Genomic DNA, 17,546 nt, shown 5'->3' on the forward strand with positions numbered 1-17,546 from the left:
AATGCAGCGCAGCATACAGAGCCCGGCTCCCTCGTCCCTGGTCCGTGACCTCACCCACGCCCTGCGACCGGGGGGCCTGAGCACCTCGGCGCTCGACATCGCCGCCGCCGCGGTGGACGCCTCCCACTACCTGCTCAGCCCGCAGGTGCTGGTGAAGGCCGGCTCCGCAGCAGAGGTCGCGCTGGTGATGCAGATCGCCCAGCAGCACCGCCGGCCGGTGACCTTCCGTTCCGGGGGGACGAGCCTGTCCGGCCAGGCGCTGTCGAACGGCATCCTGGTCGACACCCGCGCCGCCTTCCGCGACATCGAGGTTCTCGACGGCGGGGCCCGGGTGCGCTGCGGCCCGGGGCGCACCATCCGCCAGGTGAATGCCCACTTGGCGCCGCTGGGCTACAAGCTGGGCCCCGACCCTGCCTCGGAGGTCGCCTGCACCGTCGGTGGTGTGGTGGCCAACAACTCCTCGGGGATGACCTGCGGGGTGGTCGCCAACACCTACCAGACGCTGGACTCCCTGGTGCTGGTGCTGCCCTCGGGCACCGTGGTCGACACCGGCGCCGAGGACGCCGATGACCGGCTGCGTGCCGACGAGCCGGCGCTGTACCAGACCCTGCTCGACCTGCGTGAACGGGCGCTGGACCATCGAGAGGACATCACCCGGCGCTGGTCGATCAAGAACACGATGGGCTACGGCCTGAACTCGCTGGTCGACCACCAGAGCCCCGCAAAGATCCTGGAGCACCTGGTCATCGGGTCGGAGGGCACCCTGGGCTTCATCGCCGAGGTCACCTTCCGCACCGTGCCGGTGCTGCCGCAGGTCGCCACCGGGCTGTTGATGTTCGACTCGCTGCACGCCGCCACGAGCGCGCTGCCGGCGCTGGTCGACTCGGGCGCAGCGGTGGTGGAACTGCTGGATGCGGCCTCCCTGCAGGTCTGCCGGGAGGACCCGACGGTGACGGCGGTGCCCGCCCAGCCGCAGCCCGGTGAGGCCGCGCTGCTGCTGGAGTACCAGGCCGGTGACGTGGAGCAGTTGACGGCCCAGCGCGAAGCTGCTGCGTCCGCCTTCACGGGCCTGGACCTGCGCGAGGACCCGATCCTGACCGAGGACGCCGCCGTCCGCGCGGAGCTGTGGTACCTGCGCAAGGGGCTGTTCGCGAAGGTCAATGAGGCCCGCCGCTCGGGGACCACAGCCCTGCTGGAGGACATCGCGGTGCCGGTGCCGACCCTGGCCGGCGTCTGCGAGGAACTGCAGGTGCTCTTCGACCGCCACGGCTACGGCGACTCGGTGATCTTCGGGCACGCCAAGGACGGCAACATCCACTTCATGATCACCGAGGACTTCAACGTCGCGGCGAGCCTGCCCCGCTACGAGTCGTTCACCGAGGACATGGTGGGACTGGTGTTGCAGGCCCAGGGGACGCTCAAGGCCGAGCACGGCACCGGTCGGATCATGGCACCGTTCGTCGAACGGCAGTACGGCCCCGACCTGTACGCCATGATGCGTGAGGTCAAGCAGGCCTTCGACCCCCACGGGGTGCTGAACCCCGACTCGGTGGTGACCGACAACCCCAAGGTCCACATGGAGGACCTCAAGCAGACCCCGACGGTGCAGTCCGAGGTGGACCGCTGCGTCGAGTGCGGGTTCTGCGAGCCGGTCTGCCCCAGCCAGTTCCTGACCCTGACCCCCCGCCAGCGGATCATCGCGCAGCGGGCGATCGCCGATGCCACCAACCGTGGCGACCATGCCTTGGCCGAACAGCTGCGCCGCGAGCAGACCTACCCGGTGACCGAGACCTGCGCGGTCGACGGGATGTGCGCGACGGCCTGCCCGGTGGGCATCAACACCGGTGACCTGGTCCGCCGGCTGCGTGCCGAGAGCCAGCCCAAGGTGCTGGACACCGCCTGGGACGCGGCCACCCGGATGTGGGGCACCTTCACCAAGGTCGCCTCACTCGGCATGACGGTGGTCGACGCGGTCCCCCAGCCACTGGTCGATGCCCCCGTCAAGGCCGCGCGGGCCGTGCTCGGCCACGAGGCGGTGCCGCTGTTCACCGCCGACCTGCCCACCGGTGGCCGGCGCCGCCGGGCCTCACGCCGCGACCCCGATGCCGAGGTGGTCTACCTGCCGGCCTGCGTGCAGACCCTGTTCGGCGCCGAGGACGGGGTGGCGCTGCAGGACCGGGTCTTGTCCGTGCTCGACCGGGCCGGTGTGCGGGTGACAATGCCCACGGCATCGGCCTCGTTGTGTTGCGGCACCCCGTGGAAGTCGAAGGGGATGACCTCGGGGTTCGACTCTATGTCGGCGCGGCTGGCCCGTGACCTGCTCGAGGCCACCGACGGCGGACGAGTGCCGGTGGTCAGCGACGCCTTGTCATGCTCGGAGGGCATCATTGCGTCCCTGTCGCGCCAGGAGCCGCTGCTGGCCGGCGCTGGTGTCCGCGTGCAGGACGTCACCAGCTACCTGGCGGCCCGGGCCGACCGGCTGGCACCTGCCCGCAAGGTCGCCCGGGCCGCGCTGCACCCGACCTGCTCCAGCACCCGGATGGGCACCACCAACGATGTGCTGGCCCTGGCCCGGCTGGTGGCCGACGAGGTGGTGGTCCCCACCGACTGGGGGTGCTGCGGCTTCGCCGGTGACCGGGGGCTGCTGCACCCGGAGCTGACGGCCTCGGCAACCGCCGACCAGGCCGCGGAACTGGCCGACCAGCACTTCGACCTGTACCTGTCGGCCAACCGGACCTGCGAGATGGGGCTCAGCCGGGCGACGGGCCAGACCTACGTCCACGTGCTCGCCGCACTGGATGACGGGCAGCGGCTGTGCACCGGCAACTGACCCGGCGTCTGACCCCATTCACCTCAACAGGGGCAACCGAACGGGGGTCACCTCAGTGGGCGGCCTCATGCCATGACCGGCCGGTGCCGGTGGACACGTCGAGCGGCACCTTCAGTTCCATGGCACTGCCCATCGCCCCACGCACCAGGCCGGCGACCTGCTCGGCTTCACCGGGGGCGACCTCGAGGACCAGTTCGTCGTGCACCTGCAGCAGCATCCGCGACCTCAGCCCGGCCTCTGCCAGCGCGGCCTCCAGCCGCAGCATGGCGACCTTGATGATGTCGGCCGCCGAACCCTGGATGGGTGCGTTCAACGCCATCCGCTCGGCCATTTCGCGGCGCTGCCGGTTCGATGACCCCAGGTCGGGCAGGTAGCGGCGTCGTCCCATCAAGGTGGCGGTGAAGCCGGTCTTGCGGGCTTCGGCGACCACGGCCTGCAGGTAGTCACGAACCTCCCCGAAACGCTCGAAGTAGCCCTCCATCAGGCCCCTCGCCTCAGAGACCGACAGGCCCAGCTGGTTCGACAGGCCGAACGCCGACAGCCCGTAGGCCAAGCCGTAGTTCATGGCCTTGATGCGGGCACGCTGCTCACCGGTGACCTCACCGGGTTCGACGTGGAAGACGGTGGCAGCCATCTGGGTGTGGAAGTCCTCACCGCTGCGGAATGCCTCGATGAGCAGGTCGTCGTCGGAGGCGTGCGCCATGATCCGCATCTCGATCTGGGAGTAGTCAGCCGTCGCCAACACCTCGTAGCCCTCCCCCACGATGAACGCTTCCCGGATCCGGCGACCGGCCTCCGTGCGGATCGGGATGTTCTGCAGGTTCGGGTCGGTCGAGGACAGCCGCCCGGTGGCGGCGGTGACCTGCGAGTAGGTCGTGTGGATGCGGCCGTCGTCGGCGACGGTCTTGAGCAGCCCGTCGACGGTCTGGCGCAGGCGGATCCAGTCGCGGTGGGCCAGCAGGTGGGCCAGGAAGGGGTGCTCAGTCTTCGCGTAGAGCCCTTCGAGGGCGTCGGCGTCGGTGGTGTAGCCCGACTTGGTGCGCCGCGTCTTGGGCATGTCGAGTTCGTCGAACAGGACCGTCTGCAGCTGCTTGGGCGAGCCCAGGTTGATCGTGTGGCCGATCACGGCATAGGCATCCTGTTCGGCCTGGCCCACCTGCGCGTCGAACTCGGCGCGCAGTCGTTCCAGCAGGTCCACATCGAGGGCGACGCCGACCTGTTCCATGCGGGCCAGGGTGCGCTGCAGCGGCAGTTCGACGTCGGTCAGCAGCCCGGCCTGTTCGGTCAGGTCGAGTTCGGCGGCCAGGGCCTGGGCCAGGTCAATGATGGCGCGGGCGCGCACCATCGACTCCGCGGCGGCGGCCTCGTCGTCGGCGGGTTCGGCGAACAGGGCATCCTGCGGTGCCTCGGCGGCCTCAACGCCCTCGTCGATGCGCAGTTCCCGCTTGAGGTGGCGCAGGGCGAGGTCGGCCAGGTCGTAGGTGCGCTGGTCGGGTCGCAGCAGGTACGCGGCGAGCAGGGTGTCGTTCACCACACCCTTGAGGTCCCAGCCGCGGGCCCAGACCGCCAGCAGCGGTCCCTTCGCCTCGTGCAGGGTCTTGTGGGCGTCCTCGTCGGCGAGCCAGTCGGCCAGCGCGGCGTCGTCGTCCGGGGTGAGCTCGGAGACCCGGAACCAGGCGGCGGCCCCGTCGCTGGCGGCCAGCGCGATGGCCTCGATGTCACCGGTGCCGGACCCCCACTGCCCGGTGACGTCCATACCGGTGAGCTCCCCGTGGCCGTGGGCCCCCAACCAGTCGCCGAGCTGGCCGGGCTGCAGCACCTCACCGGCCACTTCGAAGCCACCCTCGGCCTCGGCGGGCTCGTTGGGCAGTTGCTCGATCAACCGGTCACGCAGCACCCGGAACTCGAGCCCGTCGAACAGCGTGTGGACGGCTTCGCGGTCCCAGTCCTGCCGGGCCAGGTCGGCCAGGGTGACCGGCAGGTCGAGGTCGTGCACCAGGGCGTTCAGCCGGCGGTTGCGGACGACGTCGTCCAGGTGGGCCCGGAAGCTCTCGCCGGCCTTCCCGGGCACCTGGTCGGCGCGGGCCACCAGGTTGTCGAGGCCCTCGTAGGTGGCCAGCCACTTCGCGGCGGTCTTGGGCCCCACGCCGGGCACGCCGGGCAGGTTGTCACTGGTCTCACCGACCAGCGCAGCCAGTTCGGGGTAGACCGCGGGCGGCACCAGGTACTTCTCCTCCACGGCATCCGGGGTCATCCGGGCCAGGTCAGAGACGCCCTTGCGGGGGTAGAGGACGGTGACGTGGTCGTTGACCAGCTGCATCGCGTCACGGTCACCGGTGACGATCAGCACGTCGACGTCGTCACCGACGCTGGTGGACAGGGTGGCGATGATGTCGTCGGCCTCGAACCCCTCGGCCTCGACGTGGACGATGTTGAGGGCGTCGAGCACCTCTTTGACCAGCTGCACCTGGCCCTTGAACTCGTCGGGGCTGGTCGACCGGTTCGCCTTGTACTCGGCGTACTGCTCGGTGCGGAAGGTCTGCCGGGACACGTCGAAGGCGACCGCCACGTGGGTGGGGGCCTCGTCACGCAGCACGTTGATCAGCATCGAGGTGAACCCGTAGACGGCGTTGGTGTGCTGGCCGGTGCTGGTGGAGAAGTTCTCGACCGGGAGCGCGAAGAACGCGCGGTAGGCCACGGAATGGCCGTCGACCAGCAGCAGCCGGGGGCGTTCGGGGGCGGTGGGGTGCTCAGGTGCCGTGGGACTCACCCCACAGACCTTAGTCCAGCATCCCGACGTTTCCGGCCCGCCCACTAGAGTGACGCCATGCTGCCACCGGACACCCCGATCAACCCCGCCGTGTTCTCCCGCCCCGCGCGCGAACGCCTGCCCGAGTGGAGTTGGGACTTCAGTTCCGCCTTGGACGAGCGGATGGGCCTGGTGGTGGGCGAGCTCGGGGCCAACCGCTGTGTGGGCCGCTGCCCCGTGGAGGGCAACACGCAGCCCCACGGCATCTGGCACGGTGGGGCCTCGGCCGTGCTGGTCGAGACGCTGGGTTCGCTGGCCGCCTCGGCGTGGGCCCGGCAGTCGGGCAAGGCTGCGGTGGGGGTCGACCTGAGCGTCACCCACCACCGCGCGGTGCGCACCGGTCATGTCACCGGCTATGCCACCGCGCTGCACCAGGGCCGCAGCGTGGCCACCTACCAGGTGCACCTCTACGACGATTCCGAGCGCCTGGTCGGGACCGGGCGCCTCACCTGCCAGCTGGTGGCTGCCCGCCCCCCGGCCTGAGCGCCCCTCGACGTCGCGGGGGTGGGATCTGTGGCAGAATGTCTACGCCTCGCCGACGGCGGAGCACCTTGCCCGGGTGGCGGAATGGCATACGCGGACGGCTCAAACCCGTCTGGCCGAAAGGCTGTGGGGGTTCGACTCCCCTCCCGGGTACGTGTCGTTTGCGGGGGATGACCCCCTCCACCCCCACGGGTCGTCCCCGGTGGGGATTCTTTGTTTCCGTGGCCACACCCACGGGTCGTCCCCGGTGGGGATTCCTTGTTTCCGTGGCCACACCCACGGGTCGTCACCGGTGGGGGATTTTCGTTTCCGTGGCCACTATCACCCCTGCACAACCTCCGGTCGGCACGCGCAGCGGTGGCTGCACGCTAGGATCAAGGAACCGGTGAAGACCGGCCGCATGACATCTGGCGACTGGCGGCGCCACGGCGGGGAGGCTGCCGTGCGCCCAACCATCCCCCCAAGAGCAACAGGAGTACTGAGTTGAGCTCAGCAGACGCCGTGGACGAGACCACATCGGACGACACCGTCAACGCCCCCACCGGCCCCCGTCCCAGGGTGCTGGTCGCTGAGGACGAGGCACTGATCCGGATGGACCTGGTCGAGTTGCTCGAGGAAGAGGGCTACGACGTGGTCGGCCAGGCCGGCGACGGCGAGCAGGCGCTGGCCATGGCCCGCGACCTCGAGCCTGACCTGGTCGTGATGGACGTCAAGATGCCGAAGATGGACGGCATCACCGCCGCCGAACACATCGCCGAGGAACGCATCTGCCCCGTGGTGATGCTCACCGCGTTCAGCCAGCGGGACCTGGTCGAGCGGGCCCGCGAGGCCGGTGCGATGGCCTACGTGGTCAAGCCGTTCGACGCCTCCGACGTGGTGCCGGCCATCGAGATCGCCATCGGGCGCTTCCGTGAGATCCAGGCCCTGGAGGACGAGGTCACCGGCCTGGAGGACCGGCTGGCGTCCCGCAAGGCCGTCGACCAGGCCAAGGGCCTGCTGCAGCAGGGCCTCGGGCTGACCGAGCAGGAGGCCTTCCGCTGGATCCAGAAGACCGCCATGGACCTGCGCAAGTCGATGCGTGAGGTCGCCGAGGGCGTCATCGAGCACGCCCGACAGGGCAAGAAGCTGGGGTGACTGCCTGCGGGGGCGACCCCCTGCACCCCCGCGGGACGTCCACCCGGGGACCCTTCCGCTCCCGGGGCTACGACCGCCGCAGACCTCAAGACAAACAACAGGGCCGGATCCCTCGGGATCCGGCCCTGTCGCTGCCTGTTGTCGGGGCGGGTCAGTTCAGCGCAGCGCCGATCTTGTGGACGCGGATCGCGTTGGTGCGACCGGCCGAACCCAGCGGGGAACCGTAGACGATGACCACGCGGTCACCCTCCTGGACCAGGCCCTCCTCGAGCATGATGTTCTGCACGGCAGCCACCATCTCGTTGAACACCTCGAAGGTGTCAGTCACGTAGGACTCCATGCCCCACGACAGCGCCAGCTGCTGGGCGGTGTCCTGGCTCGGGGTGAAGGCCAGCATCGGGGTGGTCGGGCGCAGCCGCGACAGGCGGCGGGCGGTGTCACCGGAGGTGGTGAAGGCGATCAGGTACTTCGCCTCGAGCCGCTCAGCCACCTCGGCGGCCGACTTGGCCATGATGCCGCTGGTGGTGTGCGGGTCCCAGTCGATCCGCTGGATGCGGTCGATGCCGTGCTCCTCGACGTTCTGGACGATCTTGGCCATGGTGGCCACGGTCTCGACCGGGAAGTCGCCGACCGAGGTCTCCCCCGACAGCATGACCGCGTCGGTGCCGTCGATGACGGCGTTGGCCACGTCGGAGGTCTCCGCACGGGTGGGCCGCGGGTTGGTGGCCATCGACTCGAGCATCTGGGTGGCCACGATCACCGGCTTGGCCCAGATGCGGGCGGCCTCGATGATGCGCTTCTGCGCGATCGGCACCGACTCCAGCGGCAGTTCCACACCCAGGTCACCGCGGGCGACCATCACGGCATCGAACTTGTCGATGATGTCCTGCATGTTCTCGATGGCCTGGGGCTTCTCCAGCTTGGCCACGATCGGCAGCCGGCGGCCCTCCTCGTCCATGATCTCGTGGGCGCGCTTGACGTCGTCACCGCTGCGAACGAAGGACAGGGCGATCAGGTCGACGCCCTGCTTCAGGGCCCAACGCAGGTCGGCCTCGTCCTTCTCGCTCATGGCGGGAACGTTGACCGCCACGCCGGGCAGGTTGATGCCCTTGTTGTTGGAGACGTACCCGGGCACCACGGCCTTGGTCTTCACGTCAGTGTCGGTGACCTCGATGGCCTCCAGCAGCACCTTGCCGTCGTCGATCAGCAGCGAGTCGCCGACGCTGACGTCAGCGGGCAGGCCCTTGAAGGTGGTCGAGCAGCGCTCGGCGGTGCCTTCGATGTCGTCGATGGTGATGGTGAACTCCTGGCCCACCTCGAGGTAGTGCTTCTCGTTGTTCTCGAACCTGCCGAGGCGGATCTTCGGTCCCTGCAGGTCGGCCAGGATGGCGACCCGCTTGCCCAGGCGTTCAGCAGTGTCACGGACGAGCTGGTAGCGGGCGGCGTGCTCGCTGTAGTCGCCGTGGCTCATGTTCAGGCGGGCAACGTTCATGCCCGCGTTGATGATCCCTTCCATACGCTCGGGGCTCTCAACAGCCGGCCCCAGCGTGCACACAATCTTCGCTCTACGCACGGCCCCCACCCTAGTCGAGACACCCCCACCCCCGGGGGCGTGGGGGGCAGAATTGCAGTTCCGGCGAGAACCTGCGCAGCGGTCAGCCCCTCCCCGTGGGAGTTCGTCCAGCCGCAGCCGCGACCGTGACCCGGCTCACCAGCTGCTGATGACGTCCAGGGCGTGCTGCAGGTCGGCGGGGTACGGCGAGGTGAACGTGACGTACTCACCGGTGGCGGGATGGGTGAACCCGAGTTCGGTGGCATGCAGCCATTGCCGCTCCAGTCCCAGCTTGGCCGCCAGGACGGGGTCGCCACCGTAGAGCGGGTCACCCACGCACGGGTGCTTGATGGCCGACATGTGCACCCTGATCTGGTGGGTGCGGCCGGTCTCGAGGTGGATGCGCAGCAGGGTGGCTGCCACGAACGCCTCGATCGTCTCGTAGTGGGTGACCGAGCGGCGCCCGTCGCTGACCACGGCCATCTTCCAGTCCGAGCCGGGGTGGCGGGCGATGGGCGCATCGATGGTGCCCTCGAACGGGTCGGGGTGCCCCTGCACCAGCGCATGGTAGGTCTTGTCGACCGTGCGGTCACGGAAGGCCTGCTTGAGCACGCTGTAGGCGTGCTCCGACTTGGCGACCACCATCAGCCCCGAGGTGCCGACGTCGAGCCGCTGGACGATGCCCTGGCGTTCGGCCACCCCCGAGGTGGAGATCCGGAAACCGGCCCCGGCGAGGTGTTCGACGACACTCGGGCCGTCCCAGCCGACCGAGGGGTGGGCGGCGACCCCGACCGGCTTGTCCACCACGACGATGTCAGCGTCGTCATGGATGATGCCGAGGCCTTCCACCACCTGGGGGGTGACCTGGACGCTGCGCTCGGGCTGGTCGAGGTCGACCTCGAGCAGGGCGCCGGCCTCGACCCGGGTGGAGGCCTTGTCGACCCGGCGGCCGGCCAGGTGCACCACACCGGCCTCGATCAGCTCCACGATCCGGCTGCGGGACAGGCCCGTGATCCGGGCCGCGGCCGCGTCGACCCGGTCACCGGCCAGGCCGTCAGGCACCAGGAAGACCGCCATGCTCAGGAATCCCCCGCCGCTTCGGTGGCGGCCTTCTCACGGGCGGCCTCGCGGCGGCTTTCCACCAGGGTCCACAGCACGACCAGGATCGCCGCCGAGGTCAGGAAGATGTCGGCCACGTTGAAGATGGCGAACCGGGGCACCGCGAAGAAGTCGATGACGTGGCCCCGCAGCGGGCCGGGGGCGCGCAGCAGCCGGTCGGTCAGGTTGCCGGCGATGCCGGCCATGCCCATGCCCAGCACCGCAGCATGCGACACCTTGGTCACCCGCGGAGCCAGGTAGATCGCGCAGAACAGCAGCGCGACGATCGCCAGCACCGAGAGCACCTCGGTGAAGCCCGAGCCCATCGAGAAGGCGGCCCCGGGGTTGCGGATCAGCTTGAGCGATAGCCACCCGCCCAGGAAGGTGGGCGGGTTGGCCGGGTCGAGGTGCTCGACGGCCAGGGCCTTGGTGACCTGGTCCAGGGCATAACCCACCAGGAACACCCCGACCAGGACGGCGACAATCGGGCCCCGGCGCACCGTGGTGAGGGGCCCGGTGGGCTGCTCGTCGGTGTCGTCGGTGCTCGCCGCGTCGCGGTTCAACGATTCAGCCGGCACGCTGGTCAGCGACGCTCGGCGCGCTGCTTGCAGGAAACACACATGGTGGCCCGGGGGAAGGCCTGCAGGCGGGCCTTGCCGATGGGGTTGCCACAGGACTCACAGGTGCCGTACTTGCCCTGGTCCAGCAGGCGCAGCGCGTGGACGTTCTGCTCCAGCATTTCGCGGGTGTTGGAGGCCAGCGACATTTCCTGGTCGCGTTCGAAGTTGGACGAACCCACGTCGGCGGGGTCTCGTCCGGCGCCGTCGGACCCGTCGGCCAGGAGTTCGGCGAGCTCTGCCTCGACCACGGCGATGGCCTGCTGCATCCGCTCCACTTCACTGGTCAGTTCGGCGCGCAGTTCAGCGACCTCCTCAGCGGTCCACGGGTCTTCACCCTCGCGAACTGGCAGCAGGGCGCCCTCGGGGTTCTGGGCGGCCTTGGTGGCGGTCATGGGATTCGGTCTCCTTGGACTGGGCGGGCACCACCCTGGTGCGATGACACCCTGGTGCGATGACTTGGGATGCAAGATACACCCGCTGTCAAGCGGGCGGCGACCACGGGGCCACGGATGGGCCCGCCGGCCCGGTCGGGACTCCTCGCACCGGGCCACGCAGCTCACCGGAGCAGGCCGCGGGCCGTCATCGAGTCCGTGCACAGGTCAGTCGCCATCCCGGCGGCCAGGGCGACCCTGATGGCCTCCAGTTTCGGCGCCCCGTGGGCCAGCAGCAGCCGTCGTTCGACGCCGAGCATGTCGTCCAGGGTCAACCCGAGGACGCGGCGGTCGACAGCACTGTCCACTCCCCTGCCGTCCTGGTCGAAGAACCGTGCGGCGATGTCACCCACCGCACCTCGGGCGGCGAGCTGTTCGCGTTCGGCCTGCGAGAGCGAGTCCTGCAGCTGGCTGGTCTGCCAGTCCAACGACCCCACCCCGAACAACAGGGTGTCGGCCGAGCGGGCCAGTTCCATGGCCTGCTGCACCTCGGGCAGGGACGCGAGCGTGGTGGCGAACTCCGCCGAAGGCGCCAGCAGCGGCGCCGGGAAGCCGTAGGCGCGACCGTGCACGCGTCGTCCGAGTCGCTGGGCCAGTTCACCGGGGTTCACGCCGTGCTGCCAGCCTCCCCAGCCACCGGCCATCGGCACGCAGCCGATCGGTTCACCGGGTGGGTGCTCCCGGGGAGCGACCCGGTCGATGGCACGCCCCAGGGTGGCGGACAACCCGATCGCCACCAGGGCACTGGTGGCCAGAACTTCCTCGATGGCGTGGGCACCGGCCTGGTCAGCGGCGACCCTGGCCGCCTCCGCCTCGGGCAGGCTCGGCGCGATCCACGCCTTGCGCAGGCCGTAGCGCTCACACAGCCGCTCGGCCAGGTCGGCGAAGGGCTCGTCGGGGGCATTGATGCTGATCTCGACCACGCCGGCGGCCCGGGCCTGGGCCAGCAGCCGGGTCACCTTGATGCGTGAGACCCCCAGCTCGGCGGCGATCTGGGCATGGGTCTGGCCGTGCTCGTAGCAGAGCCGGGCGGCGTCGATCATGATGCGGGGCACATCAGAATCCGGTGACATGCGTCTCACCCTAGCGTGAACATTTGTACATCACAAGCGAACTGATGTACGGTGATTGAAACGGGATTACAAAGGAGTTGTCATGGGAAAGGTTGTCGTCGGCGTCGATGCCGGCACCACCGCAGTCAAGGCCGTCGCCTTCTCGCTCGACGGTGAGATCATCTCGGCCGCGCACCGTTCGGTGCCGGTCAACTACGGCCGGAACGGCGAAGCCGAACAGAGCCTGCACGACATCTGGGAGGCGGTGGCCGACGGGCTGGCCGAACTGACCGGCGCCCTGGGCGACAGCGAGATCATCGCCGTCGGCCTGACCGGCCAGGGCGACGGCGCCTGGCTGCTGGACAAGAACAACGAGCCGCTGCGCAATGCCGCCATCTGGATGGACGGGCGCGCCGGCAAGCGCGTCGAGGCCTGGCAGGCCGACGGCCGTGGCCAGAAGGTGCTGGACACCACCGGCACCACCATCTTCCCGGCCCTGGTGCCGGTGCTGCTGGAGGAGTTCGCCGAGCAGGACCCCGGCTTCCTCGACTCGATCGGCACCCTGTTCCACTGCAAGGACTGGGTCCGGTTCAAGCTGACCGGCAAGCTGTCCACCGACTACACCGAGGCCTCCCGCTCCTTCTTCAACGTGAGCACCGGTGAGGGCCATGACGCCCAGCTCGCCGAGGACCTCGGCCTGGCCGCCGTGCTGCCGGCGCTGCCCGAGATCCTGTCCTCGGACGCCTCCGGCGGCGAGGTCACCGAGGAGGCCGCCGCACGCACCGGCCTGCCGGCGGGCATCCCCGTCTCGGTGGGCATGATCGACGTGGCCATCACCGGCCCCGGGCTGGGCGCCATCAACGACGGCGACGCCTGGCTGATCCTGGGCACCACCGGCTTCATCGGCGCCCTGCTTCCCTCGGTCGAGGAGCGCCGTTCCGACCTGTCGATGGTGCTGGCCACCGGCCGCGGCAAGCAGGTGCTGGAGTTCCTGGCCCCGATGACCGGCACCCCGAACCTGGACTGGATCCGCGACACCCTCGGCTTCGCCGACTGGGCCGTCGCCGAGGCCCAGGCCCGCAGCGCCCATGCCGGCGCCGGTGGTGTGGTCTACCTGCCCTACGCCTCCCCCGGCGGTGAGCGGGCCCCGTTCCTCGACCCGAACGCCTCGGCATCCTGGCTGGGCATGAGCGTGAGCACCACCCCCGCGCAGGTCCTGCGCTCGGTCTACGAGGGCGTCTCCTTCTCGCTGGTCGAGTGCGCCCAGGTGCTGCGCATCGCGGGCGACCTGGTCGTCTCCGGTGGCGGCTTCCGTTCCGACCTGATCTGCGAGATCCTCGCCGACACCACCGGGCAGCGCGTCATCCGCCAGGACGCCCCCGAGGCCGGTGCCCGCGGTGCCGCCACCCTGGCGCTGGTCGCCAGCGGTGCCGCCGACGACGTCAAGGCAGCCGCCGCCATGATGGTCACCTCCAGCTCGACCTTCGAGCCGAACCCGGAGCACGCCGAGATCTACGCCAAGGCCTACCAGGTCTACCGCTCCAGCCGCGACGCGCTGCGCCCGGCCTGGCCGACGATGCGCGAACTGCGCGGCCTGTCCGACGCCCAGAAGGAGGACGACAAGTGACCAGCACGGACGTCCTGATCAGCCAACTGATCCACATCGCCGGCGGCGCCGTGCGCCAGGGACTGGTGCTCGGTTCCGGCGGGAACCTGTCGGCCCGCCTCGAGGACGGCACCATCGCGGTGACCGGCAAGGGCACCTGGCTCGACACCCTGCAACCCGAGCAGTTCGCGATCCTCGACCTGGACGGCAACCAGGTTGGCGGCGCGGTGCCCTCCAGCGAATGGAAGCTGCACACCGAGCTGTACAAGGCCCGCCCGGACGCCAACGCCATCGTCCACATCCACCCGCAGTTCGTGCTGCTGATGACCGCCCTGGGCCACAAGATCCGCTTCATCACCCAGGACCATGCCTTCTACGTGGGCAGCTACGGATACACGAAGTACTACACCAACGGCTCCGACGAGCTGGCGCTGACCGCCGCCGACCAGCTGCGGGACGGCAGCCATGACGTGGTGGTGCTCGGCAACCACGGCATCGCCGTCGTCGGTGACTCGGTGGAATCGGCCTACCGCAAGGCCCTGAACATGGAAGAGGCCGCCAAGCTCACCTACCACGCGTTGCTGCTGGGTGACCAGGACACGGTCTTCCCCGAAGAGGAACTGAGGAAGTTGCACCACTCATGAGCACATCGACACGAATCCTGGCCCAGGGCGACGGCTTCGTCCTGCCCGAGATCCTGCGCACGGCCCTCGAGGAGCAGGGCGTCGAGGCGACCATCGCCACCTCGTCCAACTCCTGGCCGTTGACCCCCATGGTCGACGTCGACGGGGTGCGGGAGGCCAACGGTGACCCGGCCGAGCTGATCGCCAACCTGCAGGGTGCCCAGGTGCTGTTCACCCACACGGCCCCGGTGACCGCCGCCGTGATGGACGCCTGCCCGGACCTGAAGATGGTGGTGATCTGTCGTGGTGGCCCGGTGAACGCCGACCTGGCTGCTGCCACCGAACGCGGCATCGTGGTCTGCAACACGCCCGGCCGCAACGCCAACGCCACCACGGAGCACTCGCTGGCGATGATCCTCGGCGCGGCCCGGCAACTGGCCCAGCGTGATGCCGAGCTGAAGGCCGGCGAGTGGCGTTCGGACTACTACCGCTACGAGGTGGTCAGCCCCGAGCTGTTCGGCTCGACGGTGGGCCTGGTCGGCTACGGCGCCATCGGACGGCGGGTCGCCCAGGTCATGTCGGTGATCGGCGCGCACGTGCTGGTCTACGACCCGTTCCTCAACGAGGAGCTGCCCGAGGGCATCGAGCGGGTCGAGGAACTCGACGACCTGCTCAGGCGCAGTGACGTGCTCACCATCCACGCCCGCGCCACCGCCGAGAACCAGGGCCTGATCGGGGCGGAGCAGATCGCGCTCATGCCGAAGGGGTCAGTGCTGGTCAACTGTGCGCGTCCGTCGCTGCTCGATTACGACGCCCTGTGCGATGCGCTCGACTCGGGCCACCTGTACGCCGCTGCCTGCGACGTGCTGCCCGCCGAACCGCTACCGGCCCACCACCGGTTGCTGCGCACGCCCAACATCACCGTGACCCCGCACCTGGCCGGCGCCAGCAAGTCGGCGGCCTGGATCGCAGCGCGACTGGGGGCAGCCGACATCGCCGCCTTCCTGAACGGTGAACGCCCGACCCACGTGGTCAACCCGGAGGTCTACGACCGGGCCGGCTGACCCCGCCGGGCACCCGGTGGTGCAACGAACCTGGACACCAAGACCGGGTCGAAATGAACAAGTGGCTGGTCGCCCACCTCTCGGGGTGGGCGACCAGCCACTGGTGTGCTGGCTTGCTGTTGCCGGCTGGCGCCGGTGGCCGGCGCTGCGGTCAGTTCTTCTCGGCGAGCAGCGCGTCCAGACGCGGGGTGGCCGACTTGCCACGCTCGTCGCCGACCAGCGACGGGATGTCCTCGGGCTCCAGGTGGCCCTGTTCGACCGCCTCCGCCTGCTGGCGCAGGTGCTCGACCAGGCGGCTGCGGTAGCCGCTCTCGAAGCCACGCAGGCTGTCGACCTTGCCCTGGAACTCGTCGCGCTCCCGCTCCAGGGTGCTGAACAGCTCCTCGCGGCGGTTGTTGGCGTCGATGGTGACCTGCTCGGCGTGGGCCTGGGCCTTGTTGTTGACGTCCTCTGCGGCGGCGCGGGCCTCCTGCTCGAGGCGCTCGGCCTCGGCACGCGCAGCGTTCTCGAGGCGCTCGGCCTCGGCGCGGGCGGCAGCGGTGGTCTGCTCGGCGTCCCGGTCGGCCTCGGCGCGCTTGCGAGCGGCCTCGGCCTCGGCCTCGGCGACCAGGTTCTCGGCCTGCTCGGTGGCGAGCTGGACGAGGCGGATGACCACGGGGCTGGCCTGCTCGGAGGTGCTGACCTCGATCCGCTCCACATTGCCCGAGGAGGAGATCGCGGCGGCGGCCGGCGGCTGCTGGCGGGCCTGCTGCAGTTCCTGGTTCAGCTGGTGCTCACGCTGGCGCAGTCGCTCGACCTCACCGCGCAGCTCGGAGTCATCGGCGACCGGGGCGGCGCCGGGCTGCTGGCGGGCCTCCTCCAGTTCGGCGCGCAGGCGCTCGACCTCGGCGCGCAGTTCGTTCTCGACCTCGGGGTTGCCACCGGTGTTGGCGGAATCATTCTTGAGCGCCTCGAGCTGGGCCTTCAGTCGATCGTTCTCCTCCAGGATGGAGGTGAAGGTGATGTCGACCTTGTCCACGAAGTCGTCCACTTCGCCGGCCCGGTACCCATCGGTGCCGCGGCGCGCAATGGGGAACCGAATCGCGCGCACCTCGCTGAGGCTCAGTGTCATGTCTTCTCCAAGTTCAGTGGCCGGTCCCTGTCGGGCCCGGTTGCGGACAACAAAGTGCTACCGGCGCGGCCAAAGCCGTACCCGGAACGGATTCAGGCTACCGCAGGCGTAGATGTCGAGCCAGATACGGTGGCAGGTTCACCCGGCAGACCCTCCAGTTCGCCTTGAGGTGAGCACCCCGTCCCGGACCCGGGAACGCCCCGCACACCGGGGGCACCTGCTCAGAAGAACAGCCAGACGACCAGTCGCTGCCCCGCCACCAGGGTGAGCCAGGCGCAGATGAACCCCAGGGAGATGGCCACCTGCCCGAACCTCAGGTGGGGCACGAACCGGTCGTAGAAATTGATCAGCGGGTCGGTGATTGTGTAGACGGTCTCGAACGCGACCAAGGAGGCCCCTCGTGGGGTGAACCCGGGGCTCAGCAGCGGCACGAACGACATGATCATGCGCACGAAGAACAAGAACATGTACAGCTCAAGGGCAAGGTTCAGCAGCAGGCCCACCGTGGCCACTGTTCCTCCCATCGCCCGGTTCCCCGGGCCGTCGGTCCAACGAGTGAACCAACGTGGTTCAGCTCTGGTTGAAGAACCCACCCGAGGCGATGCGCTGCTTGTCCTCTGCGGTGACGTTCACATTCGGCGGTGACAACAAGAAGACCTTGTTGGTCACTCGCTCAATGGTGCCACGCAGACCAAAGATGAGACCAGCCGCGAAGTCGACCAGGCGCTTGGCGTCGGCATCGTCCATCTCGGACAGGTTCATGATGACCGGGACACCGTCACGGTAGTGCTCGCCGATGGTGCGTGCCTCGTTGTAGGTGCGCGGGTGCACGGTGATGATGCGGCTCAGGTCAGCGGTTGCCTTGGCAACCGGACGAGCGCTGGGGTGGTTCTCGGGCACCGACGGGGACTCTTCCTGGGCAGGTTCATGGGTGCGCCGACGAACCGGCGCAGGGGCGGGCTGCTCGACGGGTTCGCTCGAGCGGTGGATCGGGGTGACGGCGGAGACTTCCTCGTCCTCGAAGACCTGTTCGGTGTACTCCTCGTCGACTGGATCGTGTCCGTAACGGTCGTCGGGCACCAATCCAAGCCAGGCGGCGGCTTTCCTGATTCCGGCCATGCCCTCCCCTTCCA

15 protein-coding genes and 1 tRNA gene are annotated in these 17,546 nt (G+C 69.4%); 7 read left to right on the top strand and 9 right to left on the bottom strand.

All coding sequences use genetic code 11. The annotated features are described in order from the left end of the window. Position 1 precedes the first annotated feature (1 nt). On the top strand, positions 2-2,830 hold the full coding sequence (locus tag ACQE3C_RS08005; protein WP_434538653.1) for an FAD-binding and (Fe-S)-binding domain-containing protein: 2,829 nt from the start codon (positions 2-4) through the stop codon (positions 2,828-2,830). Between the two features lie 52 nt (positions 2,831-2,882). Here the strand turns inward: ACQE3C_RS08005 and polA are convergent, their stop codons facing one another. Further along, on the bottom strand, positions 2,883-5,600 hold the full coding sequence (gene polA / locus ACQE3C_RS08010) for a DNA polymerase I (RefSeq protein WP_434538654.1): 2,718 nt from the start codon (positions 5,598-5,600) through the stop codon (positions 2,883-2,885). 57 nt (positions 5,601-5,657) lie between these two features. Between polA and ACQE3C_RS08015 the strand changes: the two genes are divergently transcribed. The 3 genes from ACQE3C_RS08015 (at position 5,658) to ACQE3C_RS08025 (ending at position 7,256) form a co-directional block, all read left to right on the top strand. Continuing rightward, entirely contained in the window at positions 5,658-6,122 is a 465-nt protein-coding gene (locus ACQE3C_RS08015) for a PaaI family thioesterase (protein WP_434538655.1), read from the top strand. Positions 6,123-6,192: 70 nt separating this feature from the next. Further along, a tRNA-Leu gene (locus ACQE3C_RS08020) sits at positions 6,193-6,275 on the top strand. A 348-nt stretch (positions 6,276-6,623) separates the two neighbouring features. Beyond that, the gene (locus ACQE3C_RS08025) at positions 6,624-7,256 is read left to right on the top strand and encodes an ANTAR domain-containing response regulator (RefSeq protein WP_434538709.1); all 633 of its coding nucleotides are present in this window, start codon (positions 6,624-6,626) and stop codon (positions 7,254-7,256) included. Positions 7,257-7,407: 151 nt separating this feature from the next. Here ACQE3C_RS08025 and pyk read toward each other — a convergent pair whose 3' ends face one another. The 5 genes from pyk to ACQE3C_RS08050 all read right to left on the bottom strand — a co-directional run bounded on the left by pyk (position 7,408) and on the right by ACQE3C_RS08050 (position 12,030). Further along, positions 7,408-8,829, bottom strand: a complete 1,422-nt coding sequence (pyk, locus tag ACQE3C_RS08030) for a pyruvate kinase (RefSeq protein ID WP_434538656.1) — start codon at positions 8,827-8,829, stop codon at positions 7,408-7,410. 135 nt (positions 8,830-8,964) lie between these two features. Next, the gene (locus ACQE3C_RS08035) at positions 8,965-9,885 is read right to left on the bottom strand and encodes an RluA family pseudouridine synthase (RefSeq protein ID WP_434538657.1); all 921 of its coding nucleotides are present in this window, start codon (positions 9,883-9,885) and stop codon (positions 8,965-8,967) included. 2 nt (positions 9,886-9,887) lie between these two features. Further along, a complete protein-coding gene (locus tag ACQE3C_RS08040) occupies positions 9,888-10,406 on the bottom strand; it encodes a signal peptidase II (RefSeq protein ID WP_434538710.1) in 519 nt (172 codons plus the stop codon). 83 nt (positions 10,407-10,489) lie between these two features. After that, on the bottom strand, positions 10,490-10,918 hold the full coding sequence (locus tag ACQE3C_RS08045; RefSeq protein ID WP_434538658.1) for a TraR/DksA family transcriptional regulator: 429 nt from the start codon (positions 10,916-10,918) through the stop codon (positions 10,490-10,492). A 164-nt stretch (positions 10,919-11,082) separates the two neighbouring features. Then, positions 11,083-12,030, bottom strand: coding sequence for a sugar-binding transcriptional regulator (locus ACQE3C_RS08050; RefSeq protein WP_434538659.1), 948 nt, complete (start codon positions 12,028-12,030; stop codon positions 11,083-11,085). 82 nt (positions 12,031-12,112) lie between these two features. On the opposite strand from ACQE3C_RS08050, the gene ACQE3C_RS08055 reads away from it, so the two are divergent. The 3 genes from ACQE3C_RS08055 to ACQE3C_RS08065 are packed head-to-tail and all read left to right on the top strand — an operon-like array spanning position 12,113 to position 15,302. Then, positions 12,113-13,636, top strand: a complete 1,524-nt coding sequence (locus tag ACQE3C_RS08055) for an FGGY family carbohydrate kinase (protein ID WP_434538660.1) — start codon at positions 12,113-12,115, stop codon at positions 13,634-13,636. Continuing rightward, positions 13,633-14,259, top strand: coding sequence for a class II aldolase/adducin family protein (locus ACQE3C_RS08060; protein WP_434538661.1), 627 nt, complete (start codon positions 13,633-13,635; stop codon positions 14,257-14,259). The genes ACQE3C_RS08055 and ACQE3C_RS08060 overlap by 4 nt, the downstream gene beginning before the upstream one ends. Next, positions 14,256-15,302: a 2-hydroxyacid dehydrogenase gene (locus tag ACQE3C_RS08065; RefSeq protein ID WP_434538662.1), complete on the top strand. Its 1,047-nt coding sequence runs from the start codon at positions 14,256-14,258 to the stop codon at positions 15,300-15,302. Before ACQE3C_RS08060 ends, ACQE3C_RS08065 begins: the two co-directional genes overlap by 4 nt. Before the next feature lie 151 nt (positions 15,303-15,453). Here the strand turns inward: ACQE3C_RS08065 and ACQE3C_RS08070 are convergent, their stop codons facing one another. The 3 genes from ACQE3C_RS08070 to ACQE3C_RS08080 all read right to left on the bottom strand — a co-directional run bounded on the left by ACQE3C_RS08070 (position 15,454) and on the right by ACQE3C_RS08080 (position 17,532). Beyond that, complete coding sequence (locus ACQE3C_RS08070) at positions 15,454-16,413, bottom strand: DivIVA domain-containing protein (protein WP_434538663.1); 960 nt, start codon at positions 16,411-16,413, stop codon at positions 15,454-15,456. A 221-nt stretch (positions 16,414-16,634) separates the two neighbouring features. Continuing rightward, positions 16,635-16,937 (bottom strand): YggT family protein, encoded by a 303-nt coding sequence (locus ACQE3C_RS08075; protein WP_434538664.1) that lies wholly within the window; start codon positions 16,935-16,937, stop codon positions 16,635-16,637. A gap of 46 nt (positions 16,938-16,983) precedes the next feature. Beyond that, complete coding sequence (locus ACQE3C_RS08080; protein ID WP_434538665.1) at positions 16,984-17,532, bottom strand: cell division protein SepF; 549 nt, start codon at positions 17,530-17,532, stop codon at positions 16,984-16,986. Positions 17,533-17,546: the final 14 nt, after the last annotated feature.

Source organism: Aestuariimicrobium sp. Y1814 (assembly GCF_050113895.1).
GTDB lineage: Bacteria > Actinomycetota > Actinomycetes > Propionibacteriales > Propionibacteriaceae > Aestuariimicrobium.

What these genes read in the sequence shown, in the direction of transcription:
- ACQE3C_RS08005 (WP_434538653.1), top strand. Translation starts at nt 2, where the DNA reads ATGCAGCGCAGCATACAGAGCCCGGCTCCCTCGTCCCTGGTCCGTGAC.
- ACQE3C_RS08015 (WP_434538655.1), top strand. Translation starts at nt 5,658, where the DNA reads ATGCTGCCACCGGACACCCCGATCAACCCCGCCGTGTTCTCCCGCCCC.
- ACQE3C_RS08035 (WP_434538657.1), bottom strand. Translation starts at nt 9,885, where the DNA reads ATGGCGGTCTTCCTGGTGCCTGACGGCCTGGCCGGTGACCGGGTCGAC.
- ACQE3C_RS08045 (WP_434538658.1), bottom strand. Translation starts at nt 10,918, where the DNA reads ATGACCGCCACCAAGGCCGCCCAGAACCCCGAGGGCGCCCTGCTGCCA.
- ACQE3C_RS08050 (WP_434538659.1), bottom strand. Translation starts at nt 12,030, where the DNA reads ATGTCACCGGATTCTGATGTGCCCCGCATCATGATCGACGCCGCCCGG.
- ACQE3C_RS08055 (WP_434538660.1), top strand. Translation starts at nt 12,113, where the DNA reads ATGGGAAAGGTTGTCGTCGGCGTCGATGCCGGCACCACCGCAGTCAAG.
- ACQE3C_RS08065 (WP_434538662.1), top strand. Translation starts at nt 14,256, where the DNA reads ATGAGCACATCGACACGAATCCTGGCCCAGGGCGACGGCTTCGTCCTG.
- ACQE3C_RS08070 (WP_434538663.1), bottom strand. Translation starts at nt 16,413, where the DNA reads ATGACACTGAGCCTCAGCGAGGTGCGCGCGATTCGGTTCCCCATTGCG.
- ACQE3C_RS08075 (WP_434538664.1), bottom strand. Translation starts at nt 16,937, where the DNA reads ATGGGAGGAACAGTGGCCACGGTGGGCCTGCTGCTGAACCTTGCCCTT.
- ACQE3C_RS08080 (WP_434538665.1), bottom strand. Translation starts at nt 17,532, where the DNA reads ATGGCCGGAATCAGGAAAGCCGCCGCCTGGCTTGGATTGGTGCCCGAC.